The sequence below is a fragment of the Pseudoalteromonas sp. SG43-3 genome (assembly GCF_014164385.1).
Taxonomy (GTDB): Bacteria; Pseudomonadota; Gammaproteobacteria; order Enterobacterales; family Alteromonadaceae; genus Pseudoalteromonas; species Pseudoalteromonas distincta.
The window spans coordinates 175,916-189,581 of sequence record NZ_JACJFC010000008.1 but is presented as its reverse complement, the minus strand read 5'-3'; the positions used below and the strand labels follow the sequence as shown (position 1 = coordinate 189,581).

Genomic DNA, 13,666 nt, shown 5'->3' with positions numbered 1-13,666 from the left:
AAGTGGCGTCCCCAAGGGGATTCGAACCCCTGTTACCGCCGTGAAAGGGCGGTGTCCTAGGCCTCTAGACGATGGGGACACATAAATGTGTCACTAGGACAACTGAATTTTTAGACTCGTTTCAGACGAGCTTTCTTAATAACACTACACTTCCCTATTAAAAATAAGTAAGTGGCGTCCCCAAGGGGATTCGAACCCCTGTTACCGCCGTGAAAGGGCGGTGTCCTAGGCCTCTAGACGATGGGGACACATAAATGTGTCACTAGGACAGTTGATAAGTTTAACTCACATCATGAGCTTTAAGGTAATTGCGTTTAATACAAGTAAAGACTCGAGCTTTAATTGTGACGCTATTTTCTCGGTAAAACCGCCTTTAACTAATAAAAGTTAAGTGGCGTCCCCAAGGGGATTCGAACCCCTGTTACCGCCGTGAAAGGGCGGTGTCCTAGGCCTCTAGACGATGGGGACACAGAAAACTGCTACCCTAGGACAAAACACTAATTTTTGGTGGAGCCATGCGGGATCGAACCGCAGACCTCTTCACTGCCAGCGAAGCGCTCTCCCAGCTGAGCTATGGCCCCAACTTAATCAATACCCACCGTGATAAACACATCGTGTATCGCTTAGTGCGGGGCGCATTCTATGCACCACCCAAAATAAAGTCAACAGTTTTTTACCTAGCTTTATTTAAATGGTTTAATTTTCAACAAACTGGCTATCAAGCGTGCTAAAAAATACAATTTGAATAAGATTCAAGCCCTACTGCTTATAATAACATCACTATATTGCAGCGAATACTCAATAGCCCCCACTCCCCCATTTAATGAAACAAAATTGCATCAAAGCAAAGGTATACATTTATATGCAAATTAAACTTATCTATAAACTACCAATTAAGGCCCCGCCAATCGCCTTAATCTTTTAAAAGTTACAATTGCTTATAATAACCAAAACTTAAATGTGGGTTTGAGAGTACCCGCAGCCTTTACTTGCTTAATAACCAGCGTAACTCGTACTAAAAAATTCGATTATTGTTTGAAGAGCATTTTTAAAAGAGCACTGTTGCTTCGTAATTCTATGTATAAAACTTCAAGGCGCGTTGATCTTTGGTGGGTGAAGCGGAAGCTTTGCTCGGCTTTTACTTGGCCCACTAGGTTACAAACCTCGCGCCGCGATTTAATCGTCCCTAGATTGAACAAATTTGAATCCACAAAGGTCAACACGCCCTAGTTATATGTGATCTATTTAGTCTTAACCCGAAGCTAGTAGCGAGGAATACGTATTTACGAGATGGCTAGGTTGGCTTATAAAAATAAAGTAAGTACAAAAATAGAGTTTAGAATGCTGAAATAGCATTTATTTTGGGAAGTTTAGATTAAATTCATTTTTAAAGGACCACTCTATTCACTAAATAACTCGCCCTAATATTAATCGATCTTGCTCATAATCATAAAAACGACTCCAGTAAAAAAACAATGAGTATCGTAAAACTAAATTTAAGGTTAATAAAATACAATTCCCTACTCACTTTTAGGTGCTTAATTGAACTGCAATATCAAATTTGATGATAAAATAGACTTCAACCATATCCTATTGTTTATAAAACCTTCATTCAGCACATTTTTATCATTCAAGTGTTGACACATTTCCAACTCTATCTATAATAGCGCCCCACAACAACGCAGCAATGCAATGTTGTTTAGATGTGGGTGATTAGCTCAGTTGGGAGAGCATCGCCCTTACAAGGCGAGGGTCACTGGTTCAAGTCCAGTATCACCCACCACTTTTTAGTTAAAGTGTTCACATCTAAATTCTATATGGGTCATAAGCTCAGTTAGAAAATAGAGAGCATTACCGCTACTAACAAGTAACGGCAAAGTTCACTGGTTAAAGTCCAGTACTATTTATTTAATAGTAGCGTTTTAAATTATATGTGGGTGATTAGCTCAGTTGGGAGAGCATCGCCCTTACAAGGCGAGGGTCACTGGTTCAAGTCCAGTATCACCCACCACATATAAAACCTATTACTATATTAATAGTCGTGTTTTAAAATTGTAATATGGGTCGTTAGCTCAGTTGGGAGAGCATCGCCCTTACAAGGCGAGGGTCACTGGTTCAAGTCCAGTACGACCCACCATTTTTTAAATGGTGCATATTACAAAAAAATCTAAATGGGTCGTTAGCTCAGTTAGAAAAAAGAGAGCATCACCGCTATTTACAAGTAACGGCGAGGTTCACTGGTTAAAGTCCAGTACTATTTATTTTAATAGTAGCGTTTTAATTTATATGTGGGTGATTAGCTCAGTTGGGAGAGCATCGCCCTTACAAGGCGAGGGTCACTGGTTCAAGTCCAGTATCACCCACCACATATAAACCTATTATTATATCAATAGTCGCGTCTTAAAATTTAATATGGGTCGTTAGCTCAGTTGGGAGAGCATCGCCCTTACAAGGCGAGGGTCACTGGTTCAAGTCCAGTACGACCCACCATTCCTAGAATGGTGCATATTAAAATGTAATTTGGGTGATTAGCTCAGTTGGGAGAGCATCGCCCTTACAAGGCGAGGGTCACTGGTTCAAGTCCAGTATCACCCACCAAATTACATCAAGCGGTTAATTGATAATAAAGAATTAAATAACAGGCATACCTATTATATGTGGGTGATTAGCTCAGTTGGGAGAGCATCGCCCTTACAAGGCGAGGGTCACTGGTTCAAGTCCAGTATCACCCACCACATATAAATACCATCAGATAACTTCTCTAGTAATAACTCTTTCTTTTCATATTAAATATATTTAAGAACTTTATAAAAACTCAATATAAAAATCGTATGTATTTAACTTAGTCGTAAGAAAAAGAGCATCACCACCCTTTACAAATAATGGCGAGGGTCACTGGTATCAAGCCAAGTAATCACCCACCACATATAAATACCATTAAACAATTTCTCTAGTAATAACTTTTTCCCATATTAAATACGTTTAACTCCTCTTTTTACCTTAAATATATTTCATATTTTTATTAAAATCTAAATTACCATATCAAAGCACTCATCAAATATAGCGTTTCCATTTTACTTATTTAGTTTTTAATTATGCTATTCGGCTCAGTACTTTCGAAGTTAGATAAACGTATTAGACAAAGTTAAGTACCTAATAAATACAGCTATCATTTAAATTCCCTTGTAAGGAGTTAAACTGTTGATTATAGTCTGTGTTAAATACAATTACACTTAAGCCAATGCCAACTAAGATCTATTCAAAAGCCAAAATACTTATAGTAGAGGAGCAGCCACTTGCTCAAAGCTATATGAAACAATCGTTAGAAAGGCTTGGCTTTCGGCAGTTGCGCTTTGCTGATCATGCAAACTCTGCAAAAGAGCAGTGTTTAAGTGAAGAATTTGATCTAATAGTTTGCTCATTCAACTTAAACAAACACCAAGATGGCTACCAGCTTTATGAAGAGCTACGTGTAAAGCAGCTCATAAAAAGTTCGACTGGCTTTATTTTTATCTCAGCAGAAACAAGTGGCTCACTCGTTCATAGTGTTCTTGAGCTGCAGCCAGATGACTTTTTAGTTAAGCCTTTTACAGTACAAGAGCTTAAAACACGCATTGAACGAATCTTAAAGCGTAAACACGACTTACAAACAGTGTATTCATTAATTGATGATGGTAACGATTCAAAAGCTATTAAATTTATTGATACCGCTCTGGATAAAAAAAATAATAATTACAGTCCTATCCTACTTCGCTTAAAAGGCGATGCCCTACTTCGCTTAAAGCGTGCTCAAGATGCAAAAGACTTTTTTAAGTCTGTTCTCGATATTCAAAAATTTGCTTGGGCAAAAGTAGGTTTAGTAGAGGCACTTATAGCGAATAACGAACATATTTTGGCGCAGCGAATGCTCAAGACAATGTTAGAGCGCCAAGAAACTCGTTTAGTAGCCCTTGATTTGTTGGGCAGATTAGAAATAAAGCTAAATCAGTTTGAACTAGCACAAAGCTTTTTAAGTCAAGCAGCAGACATTGCACCGCGAAACATCACACGCCAAAAATCGTTAAGTAATGTGTCGCTAATTAATCACGACTACGAAAAAAGCTATTTAACTCAAAAAGATATAGCCACCTTTGCAAAGCACTCAATACACGACCACCCCGATGTATATTTAAATGCAGCACGTGCCGGTATCGACTTTGCGTTAACGACTGATCAAACTGATCAAATTCAACGAATTTCTAGACAAACAAATCAGTACATTAATGATTTAAAAAAACAGTTTCCTAATAATGCAAATCAAGCTCAAATTGATGTACTTAATGCACGACTTCATTACTTAAAAGACGAGCATCAAAAAGCGAAAAAGCTAATTGAGCAGCTTGATGACGACGATACTCATATCCGATCGGTTGATGGAGCACTTGATAAAGCAAAAGCATTTCATGAACTGGGGTTTCATCAGAAGGCGCAAACCTTATTCACACAAATAATTAGCCACTGTGAAAGACACCCTGCAGTTAGCGACACAACTTACTTGCGTTATATTCAGCAGCAACAAAGTGAGCGACGCGATATTAAAATGGGTCCAAAAGAGCTTAATAACCATGCCGTTAATCAATTTAATAAAGGGCAGTTAAATACTGCGCTGGAAGCTTTTACGCAAGCATTTAGAGTAATGCCTCGCAATCAGAGTATTGCACTTAATTTATTACAGTGCCTATTTGATTCAACCAAGCAATCTGGCAGCTCATTTAATATGGATCTTGCTAGAAGATGCTACGCCCTTCTTGATAAAACTAAATTACAAGCAGATCAGACGCAGCGTTTAGATAAGATTTTACATATAGCAAAAGAAATGAATTTAGATATTCAAAGCGCTAGTAAATAAAATATTAGATCTTTTTCATTGCTGCGGCATTAACGCAATAACGTAAACCTGTTGGTAATGGGCCATCTGGAAAAATATGGCCTAAGTGCGAATCGCACACATTACAAACCACCTCTATGCGCTCCATACCATGACTTGTATCGTTTACATAACCAATCGCTTCAATTGTCGCAGGTTGCGTAAATGACGGCCAACCAGTGCCACTATCAAACTTTTCATCGGCATCAAACAATAGGTTATCACAGCAAATACACACATACTTGCCAGGTTCGAGTAATGTACAACTACCCGAGCTATCTGGGCGCTCTGTTCCTTTCTTACGTGTTACGTAATATTCATCTTCTGATAGTTGCATCCGCCACTGCTCGTCAGTTTTGACTACTTTTTTACTTGGGGTAGGATTGCCGTTGGTGGCAAAGTTAATAACATCATTCCACTTCAACATAATAGCCTCATTGAATAGTTGATTAACCGTACTTAATAAATTTATAAGAAGTACGGTCAATTATTACGTTATTTAATACACTAGAGATCAGCTAAAGAGTGTTGAGCGTTTAAAACTAAAACTCGTTCAATTTTAAAGGTAATCTCCTCAGCTAAAGGTAATATTTTGTTTTTCTGAGTCGGTAAGTATTCGTTTAATAAAACTATCTAGCTCTGCTTTTTTTACAGGTAAACTAACACTCATTTGGCGCTCGTTATTACTGTAAATAATTAGCTCATCATCCTTTGTTGTTATGCGTTCAATACTCTCAATAACTAACCAATTTGGACCATGCTTTTTATCAAAAAATCCCATCAAACTAAAAAGTAGTAAATGTTGGGCATCTCGCTGAATAAAATCCTCTAGCCTATTTCTTGATTTAAATAAGGGCGTTAGCCTATAAACGCTTGAGCAAAAAACAAATACCCACAACCCAAATAGCGCTTTAAACCACATAGACTCTAAAAGCTCAGTGCTAATCATTAAAATAACAAGCACTAAGCCTATTAACGATATAGCTATCGCTATTTTTTTATTTACAGCGTCCACAACTAATCCCTTTTAAGTCGCTTTTTTTCTTCTGATGCTTTTTCTGTCGGCTCAGGCCAATCATTAAAAAAAACGGTTAAATAACGGCTTTTCACCAAATACCACAATACCCATAAAACAATCATCATTTGTACTGCTAAAAATGATGAAAATCGATAATGGCTATGCGCAGCTTGAATACTTAACCATGTTAAATCAACAACAGCACATACAATAAGGGGCCAGCGCATATGCCGCCATATTTTTGCTAACTTATCGCTCGCACTGTGTGAATCTCGTGGTCTGCGTAAACAAAATAAAATAGTCGGTATTATTGCAATACTTCCAATTGCTATTGCGATAAAAAAATCATTTTTATTTTTAAAAAATAACGACATTAAATCCAGTTCAGGCCTGCGGCTTAAAGCCGCAATCACCCAAATAAAATAGCCACGTAAAAGCACCAGCAAACTTAAATGAAATGCTATAGGTGTACGGTAACTTCCGTACTTATCCCAGTATTCTGGCCCATATCGGCTCATTGTCGCTTTCCTAGCCATTATGCTTTTTAAGCAGCTCAATTAATTCATCTTCCGTGAGTATGTCGATACCTAAATCTTGCGCTTTAGTTAGTTTTGAACCTGCTTTTTCACCTGCGACTAACGCATCAGTTTTCGCTGATACGCTACCAGATACTTTAGCACCTAATTGCTGCAAGCGAGCTTTAGCATCATTGCGGTTAAGTGTATTAAGCGTGCCGGTAAGTACATATGTAAGTCCTGCGAGTGGTTGTTCTTCTTCAGAAGGTGCACTCAACGCTGGCCAGTTTACGCCTTGCTCTATAAGCGCATTAACAACTGCTAAATTATGCTCTTCATCAAAAAAGCCACGAACATGCGTTGCAACTATTTCGCCTACATCACTTACCTGCGTTAAACTATCAATGCTGGCATTTATTATATTTTCAAGGGTAAGGAAGTGATTAGCTAAATTTTGTGCTGTTGCCTCACCTGCTTCGCGAATACCTAATGAATATAAAAACTTAGCAAGCGTAGTGCCTTTCGCCTCTTCAAGGGCTGTTACTAAATTTTTGGCTGACTTAGGTCCCATTCGTTCAAGTGACTCAAAATGTCCTTGTTTTAAAACAAACAAATCAGCGGGTGTTTTTATAAGCTCTCTGTCTACCAGCTGATCAACAATTTTATCGCCAAGGCCGTCTATATCCAGCGCTTTGCGTGACGCAAAGTGTTTAATTGCTTGTTTGCGTTGTGCAGGACATACAAGCCCACCCGTACAACGAGCGACAGCTTCGCCTTCAACCTTTTCAACATGAGAGTCACAAATAGGACAAGTTACTGGAAATTCGATATCTCTGGCATCATCAGGGCGGCGCTCAAGTACAACTTGCGTTATTTGTGGGATTACATCTCCAGCACGGCGAATAATAACTGTATCACCTACTTTTACACCTAAACGTGCAATTTCATCACCATTATGTAGTGTTGCATTTGATACGGTAACACCACCAACAAAAACAGGCTCTAGGCGTGCAACTGGGGTAATAGCGCCAGTACGGCCCACCTGAAATTCGACATCTAGCAGTTGGGTTATTTCTTCTTGCGCCGGAAATTTATACGCAATAGCCCAGCGGGGAGCTCGTGCCACAAAGCCTAAACGCTCTTGTAAGGCCTTTTGGTTTATTTTTATTACTACGCCATCAATTTCATATTTGAGCTCACCACGGCGCGTTAAAATGTCGCTGTAGTACTCAAGCGCGGCTTTAGGACCTTCAACTAATTTTGTTTCTGGGCACAGTGGCAACCCCCAGTCAGTTAACTTTTCTAATTGCTGATAGTGATCCTCAGGAATACTGCCATCAGCTACAAGCCCAGTACTATAAGCATAAAACATGAGTGGGCGTTTAGCTGTAATTTTAGAATCGAGTTGACGCAAACTCCCCGCGGCTGCATTACGCGGGTTAACAAATACTTTTTCACCGCGTTTTTGCGCTTCAGTATTTAATTTATCAAAGCCAGCGCTGTCCATAAATACTTCGCCACGCACTTCAAGCTCTTTTGGGTAATCACCACGTAACTTAAGCGGTACATTACGAATGGTTTTAACATTTTGAGTAATGTTTTCACCGGTAAAACCATCACCTCGCGTAGCCGCTTGTACAAGCACACCATCACGATAAATAATTGATACGGCTAATCCATCAAGTTTTGGCTCACAACAAAAAGTAAGCTCATCAGTACTCATTAAGCGCTCTTTTATACGGCGATTAAACGCAGTGAATTCTTCTTCACTAAACGCGTTATCAAGCGATAACATGGGTACTTGGTGCGCTACTTGCTCAAATTTACTCAGTGCGGCACCGCCTACTTTTTGTGTCGGAGAGTCGGCGGTTAAAAATTCAGGGTGCTGCATCTCTAGTGCGCTTAATTCGCGTAATAACCTATCGTATTCAGAATCAGGAATACTGGGGGTGTCGAGCACATAATAGTTATAGTTGTGTTGCTCTAATGTAGTACGAAGATGATTAATTTGCTCACTAATGCTGCTAGACATTTAAACCTCAATAAACATAAAAAAAGCCACTTTGACGAATCACCGTCCAGTGGCTTATAAAAATATAATGTATGCGTTATTTACGCTGAAAAAGAACGAACCTGTTCAACATATTGCCTGATGCGCTCTACTGTCATTTCATTTCGCTCAGCATCTAAAATTTGTGCACCAAATTCATCCGCTAACTTTTTAGCTGCGCTGTGCAACATATTAAATGCCGCTAGACCATCGCCGTCGCACGGTAACGTCATAAATAAGCTTACCCCTGCGGTACTAAATTGTTCCATATTATCAATATCAAACGTACCTGGGTTGTACATATTTACTAATCTAAACAAAACAGGACCTTGGCCAGCCGGATCTAAGTGGCGATTAAAAAAGCCTTCCTCAGAATATTTAAAACCTAAAGTATTAACTGCTGGTAATAGTTTACTGCCCTGCATACTAAGCTCTTCTGGCATTTGAATATGCACAATAACAAAGTCAGACATTTGAGTAGGCGTTTCTTCAGCACTTTGATCTTTTGTTTCAAGATCATCAACTATTTCTAAGTCATCTTCAATCGGTGTTTCTGGCACGCTTGTATCAATTTGCGGCTCATTTGCATCAAAGTTAAGCTCGCCAAATTGTGGCTCATCACGTTCGTCTTGCATTGGCTCTTTTGGCTCAGCCTCAGTACGAAACGGTTTAGATGAAGCTGGTGCGCTTTGTTGTAATGGCTCAACCCGTTCATTATCCGATACTTCTGGGCGGTCTTTTTTTCTGACTGACCACAATCCATGTATTAATAAACCACCAATGACAATTACACTGATAACGATTAAAACCCATCTTAATTGTTCGGCCATCCCCTCACCTTTTATTATTTGATATGCCTAAAACCTGTATATTAATGAAAAACTAATACACTTGTTATAAAAATTTATGCGTGTGCAAGTTGCACAGCTTGCTCTATATCTACAGCAACCATACGCGATACGCCAGGTTCTGCCATAGTAACACCTGTTAATCTACCTGCCATTTCCATCGCAATTTTATTATGACTAATATAAATAAACTGCACTGATTGTGACATTTCTTCAACCAAACGGCAAAAACGCACAACGTTGGCATCATCTAGTGGTGCATCTACTTCGTCCAGCATACAGAAAGGAGCTGGATTGAGCCTGAATATAGAAAACACTAATGATAATGCGGTCAGCGCTTTTTCTCCACCACTTAACAAATGAATTGTTGAATTTTTCTTACCCGGTGGTCGTGCCATTATACTAACACCACTTTCGAGTAAATCGTCACTGGTTAATTCTAAATACGCGCTCCCACCACCAAAAACTTTAGGAAATAGCTCAGCAAAGTCTTCGTTAACTTGATCGAACGTCGCTTTAAAGCGTGTTTTGGTCTCAATATCAATTTTACGAATTGCACCTTCAAGGGTGCTTAACGCTTTTGTTAAATCATCTAATTGATTATCAAGATAGTCACTACGTGCTTTGGCTAAATCAAACTCTTCTATTGCCGCCAAGTTTACTGCACCTAATTTATCTAACTGATTAGTAAATCCTGTTAACTGATTTTGTGCTGCACTTAAATTTAATGAATCTGGTAATTCATCAAGTATTGCTTTTAAGCTTTGTTTTAATTCTTCTAATGGCTCAAGCGCAACTTGCGCTTTTATTACTAAACTTTGTTCTTCAATTGTTAGCTTTTGGTGCTGCTCTTGCAAGCCCACCAGCTCACCTTGTGAATTTTTAAGGCTTATTTGCTTAGTGTTTAAGCTCTCTTTCGCCTGAGCTAATTCTTTTTGTAGCAATACTAATGCCTGCTCACCTTTTTGATGCTGTGCTAAGAGCTGCGTAATTTTATCGCTAAGTTCTTGCTCTGGTATTAGCAGCTCTTCTATTTCACTAAGTAGTTCTTGCGCACCTTCAGATGCACTAACGTGCTCTTGCTCTGCATGGCTCAATTTGGTTTGGCTTAACTGCCATTCACTGCGTGCCTTTTGCTCTGAGAGCGTTGCCTTATGCGCTTGTGTTTTATATTGCTCAAGCATGCTTAATGCTTCGCTATAACTTTTATCACTTTGTGAGCGCAAACTATTTGCAGCGTCTACTTCATCCGCTAAGTTGAGTTGCTGCTCATTTAACACTTCAAATTGCGCTACTTGCTCATCAAGCACGGTATTTAATTGTAAAAGCTGATTTGTTAATTGCTGTTTTTGTTGTTGTAGCTTTTCTAGTTGTAACTTAAAGTGCGCTACTTGCTGCACAAGCATGTCGCTGCGCGTACTGGCTACCGCTATATTTTGCGCAAGCTCATGTATGGTTTCTTTTAGCTCGCTTTGTTCGTTAATTAATTTTATTTGCTCAGCTGTATGTTCGTCACGAGTGTGTGTTACTTGTTGTAACTCGTCCTCGGCATTGATTAACTGCTGAGCTTTATCTTGCAATTGCTTATGCTTTAAAAGTAATGAGTTTTCTGCATTACATTCGGCACTTACATGCCAGTTACGACCATATAAAGCACCGTTTTTATCCATAATGGCTGTATAAAAACTATCTTTTAGTATTTCTAAATCACCGCTTTCACTATAAGCAATACGTGCTAAATGCTCTGGATAAACACCGCTTGTTATATATGTAGCTAAGCTATTTGTTGGCATGCTTTTATCACTATTTGGCCACACACTGTTATCAGCTTGCTGCTCACTTACATTTAAATGCTCTAAAGATTTAAGTGCTTGCTCTATTAGAAGCTCGAAGCCTTCTTTAACACCTAGCTGATTAAACAAACCATTAGTGCGTTCACTTTTCTCATCAAGCCCTAATGTACTTTTAAGCCCCGTTATACTGGCTTTTAACTCGTTTATTATTTGAGTGAGCGTCGAATATTGTGTTTGTGAGTTATTAACAAGCTCATTTTGCATTTCAAGCTTAGCAGTGCACTTCGTATGTGCTGTTTGTTTAGCGGCAAGTTCTTGAGTTAATGTTTGTGTTTGCTGTGTTTGCTGTATTAACTGCTGCTCTACATCACTACTTTGTAGCTCGCTAAGCTGAACAGTTAACTGATCAATTTGCTCGTTAACGTGGCCTATTTGCTGCTGAGTTTGTTTAATGTGACTACTATGCAGTTGCACGTTATTATTAAGCTGTTGCTGTTGCTCACACAAAGCTTGCCAATGAGTATGGTGGAGCTGCTTAAGTGCTAATAATTCCTCAAGTTCATGCGTTAACCCACTAACTTGCTCTTCACATATTAAGGCGTTTTCATTTGCCTCTTGCAGGGCTTCATTAAGTTGCTCGCACACAATTTGCTGCTGCGATTTTACCTCAGCACTTTGAATTTGGCGTTGCTGTAATTTAATTAAACTTTGTTTAAGCGTTTGGGTTTGCTGCTTTACATTGATTTGTTGTTGCTCAGCGCGAGTAAGCTCGGTGTGTATTACATGTTGCTGATGCTGTGCATCGCTTAGTTTATCTTGCTGGGCTTGTACTTGCCCCTCTAGGCTTGCAAGTACATCGTCATGCCCTGAGTTAGCGGTTTTAAAAAACAAAATTTGATCATTAAGTTTTTTAATTTGGGCACTTTTTTCAAGTTGCTGCTGATGTAACTTTTGCCATTTTAAAACGGCAATTTGGCCTTTTAGCGTACGTTCTTGTGCTTTTAATTCGCGGTATTTTTTTGCATCAACCGACTGCACAGCCAATTTATCGAGCTGGCTTTGTAATTCTTTACGCACATCTAACAAACGTTCAAGATTTTCGCGAGTGCTCTTTATACGAGTTTGAGTTTCGCGGCGGCGCTCTTTGTATTTAGAAACGCCAGCGGCTTCTTCTAAAAATACGCGCAGCTCTTGTGGTTTACTTTCTATTAAGCGCGAGATCATCCCTTGCTCAATAATTGCGTAACTACGTGGACCAAGACCGGTGCCTAAAAATATATCGGTAATATCACGCTTACGGCATTTACTGCCATTTAAAAAATACAGTGACTGTCCGTCGCGCGTTACTAAACGCTTAATAGCAATTTGGTTTCGATCGGCAAATGTGTTTGAAGGACTTCCTTTATCGTTATCAAAAACAAGCTCTACAGAGGCTTGTGATATGGCTTTTCGATTAGTTGAGCCATTAAAAATAACGTCGGTCATGGCGTCGCCACGCAGGTTTTTAGCAGAGCTTTCACCTAGCACCCATCGTACTGCATCAATAACGTTAGATTTGCCACAGCCATTGGGGCCAACAACACACGTCATTTGATCAGGAAATGGAATTTTAGTGGGCTCTACAAACGATTTAAAGCCCGCTAATTTAATAGTGCTTAAGCGCATCTTATTGTTATTACCGATTATTATTGTTATTGATTACAAACAATTTAACTCATTAACAGTTAAATTGTTAAGCTTGTCGTTTAAAATTATCTAAAATAATACCGGTCGCCATTGCAACATTAAGCGATTCTGCACCACCAAAAGCGGGGATGGTGATTTTATTAGTTACTAACTTTGCACATGTCTCGCGTATTCCATGCGACTCACTGCCCATTAGTAAAACGCCTGAGCCCGTAAATTGGGTTTTATGCACGCTTTGCCCATCTAAAAAAGCACCGTAAACAGGTAAATTTAAAGACTGTAGGTAATCAGGTAAATCTACTTGGCTTACCGATACCCTTACAAATGAGCCCATCGTGGCGCTAATTGTTTTTGGGTTGTAAGCGTCTGCGCTGTCGGTGCTAGTTACTATATGTTTAATACCGTACCAGTCTGCCACTCTTATTATTGTGCCTAAATTACCAGGGTCTGATACGCCATCAAGTGCGAGTATTAAGCCACTTGCTTGTGGTAAAGCTGCCTTTGGCATATCAACAATAGCAATGGCTGCATTATTGCTAACTAGCGTGCTGGCTTTGGTGAGGACTTCTTCATCAGCTTCAATAAAATTAGCGTGCTGATACTTACCTTGGTACGCATTTATAAATTCGTTTGTAGCAAAAATATTAACCACATTTAATGGGCTGTTTAATAACTCAAGTACGTTTTTCTCACCCTGTACAAGGTATTGATTATATTGCTTTCGGTACTTTTTTTGGCCAAGTTGGCGAATAAGTTTGAGTTGGTTTTTTGAAATCATAACAGCCCCATAAAATTATCCAGCAAGTATAACAGATTTCGTTATAACATCTGAACTCGAAAAGCAGCGAAT

The 13,666-nt window shown here is 39.1% G+C and carries 8 protein-coding genes and 11 tRNA genes; 8 read left to right on the top strand and 11 right to left on the bottom strand.

The features are described from left to right. Positions 1-3: 3 nt before the first annotated feature. The 4 genes from H5157_RS09825 to H5157_RS09810 form a co-directional block, all read right to left on the bottom strand. A tRNA-Glu gene (locus H5157_RS09825) sits at positions 4-79 on the bottom strand. A gap of 93 nt (positions 80-172) precedes the next feature. After that, a tRNA-Glu gene (locus H5157_RS09820) sits at positions 173-248 on the bottom strand. Between the two features lie 144 nt (positions 249-392). Beyond that, a tRNA-Glu gene (locus tag H5157_RS09815) sits at positions 393-468 on the bottom strand. Between the two features lie 37 nt (positions 469-505). Continuing rightward, positions 506-581 (bottom strand) — tRNA-Ala (locus tag H5157_RS09810). Positions 582-1,707: 1,126 nt separating this feature from the next. Here H5157_RS09810 and H5157_RS09805 point away from each other — a divergent pair. The 8 genes from H5157_RS09805 to H5157_RS09770 all read left to right on the top strand — a co-directional run bounded on the left by H5157_RS09805 (position 1,708) and on the right by H5157_RS09770 (position 4,888). Continuing rightward, a tRNA-Val gene (locus H5157_RS09805) sits at positions 1,708-1,783 on the top strand. A 152-nt stretch (positions 1,784-1,935) separates the two neighbouring features. Beyond that, positions 1,936-2,011 (top strand) — tRNA-Val (locus H5157_RS09800). A gap of 50 nt (positions 2,012-2,061) precedes the next feature. Beyond that, a tRNA-Val gene (locus H5157_RS09795) sits at positions 2,062-2,137 on the top strand. A 153-nt stretch (positions 2,138-2,290) separates the two neighbouring features. After that, positions 2,291-2,366: transfer RNA gene (locus tag H5157_RS09790), tRNA-Val, on the top strand. 48 nt (positions 2,367-2,414) lie between these two features. Then, positions 2,415-2,490: transfer RNA gene (locus H5157_RS09785), tRNA-Val, on the top strand. Positions 2,491-2,522: 32 nt separating this feature from the next. Further along, positions 2,523-2,598 (top strand) — tRNA-Val (locus tag H5157_RS09780). A gap of 61 nt (positions 2,599-2,659) precedes the next feature. Further along, positions 2,660-2,735 (top strand) — tRNA-Val (locus tag H5157_RS09775). A 506-nt stretch (positions 2,736-3,241) separates the two neighbouring features. Beyond that, a complete protein-coding gene (locus H5157_RS09770; RefSeq protein ID WP_033020645.1) occupies positions 3,242-4,888 on the top strand; it encodes a tetratricopeptide repeat-containing response regulator in 1,647 nt (548 codons plus the stop codon). A gap of 4 nt (positions 4,889-4,892) precedes the next feature. Here H5157_RS09770 and msrB read toward each other — a convergent pair whose 3' ends face one another. From msrB to H5157_RS09735, 7 genes are all read right to left on the bottom strand, one after another. Beyond that, complete coding sequence (gene msrB / locus H5157_RS09765) at positions 4,893-5,333, bottom strand: peptide-methionine (R)-S-oxide reductase MsrB (RefSeq protein ID WP_024605441.1); 441 nt, start codon at positions 5,331-5,333, stop codon at positions 4,893-4,895. Between the two features lie 147 nt (positions 5,334-5,480). After that, positions 5,481-5,921 (bottom strand): hypothetical protein, encoded by a 441-nt coding sequence (locus H5157_RS09760; protein WP_024605440.1) that lies wholly within the window; start codon positions 5,919-5,921, stop codon positions 5,481-5,483. 2 nt (positions 5,922-5,923) lie between these two features. Continuing rightward, entirely contained in the window at positions 5,924-6,442 is a 519-nt protein-coding gene (locus H5157_RS09755) for a DUF2919 domain-containing protein (RefSeq protein ID WP_024605439.1), read from the bottom strand. 10 nt (positions 6,443-6,452) lie between these two features. Next, the gene (ligA, locus tag H5157_RS09750; RefSeq protein ID WP_182724601.1) at positions 6,453-8,471 is read right to left on the bottom strand and encodes an NAD-dependent DNA ligase LigA; all 2,019 of its coding nucleotides are present in this window, start codon (positions 8,469-8,471) and stop codon (positions 6,453-6,455) included. Positions 8,472-8,551: 80 nt separating this feature from the next. Beyond that, positions 8,552-9,319 carry a cell division protein ZipA gene (gene zipA, locus H5157_RS09745; RefSeq protein WP_182724600.1) on the bottom strand — a complete coding sequence of 256 codons (768 nt, stop codon included), beginning with the start codon at positions 9,317-9,319 and terminating at the stop codon, positions 8,552-8,554. A 74-nt stretch (positions 9,320-9,393) separates the two neighbouring features. Then, positions 9,394-12,795, bottom strand: a complete 3,402-nt coding sequence (locus H5157_RS09740) for a chromosome segregation SMC family protein (RefSeq protein WP_182724599.1) — start codon at positions 12,793-12,795, stop codon at positions 9,394-9,396. 67 nt (positions 12,796-12,862) lie between these two features. Further along, on the bottom strand, positions 12,863-13,594 hold the full coding sequence (locus H5157_RS09735; protein WP_182724598.1) for an RNA methyltransferase: 732 nt from the start codon (positions 13,592-13,594) through the stop codon (positions 12,863-12,865). Positions 13,595-13,666: the final 72 nt, after the last annotated feature.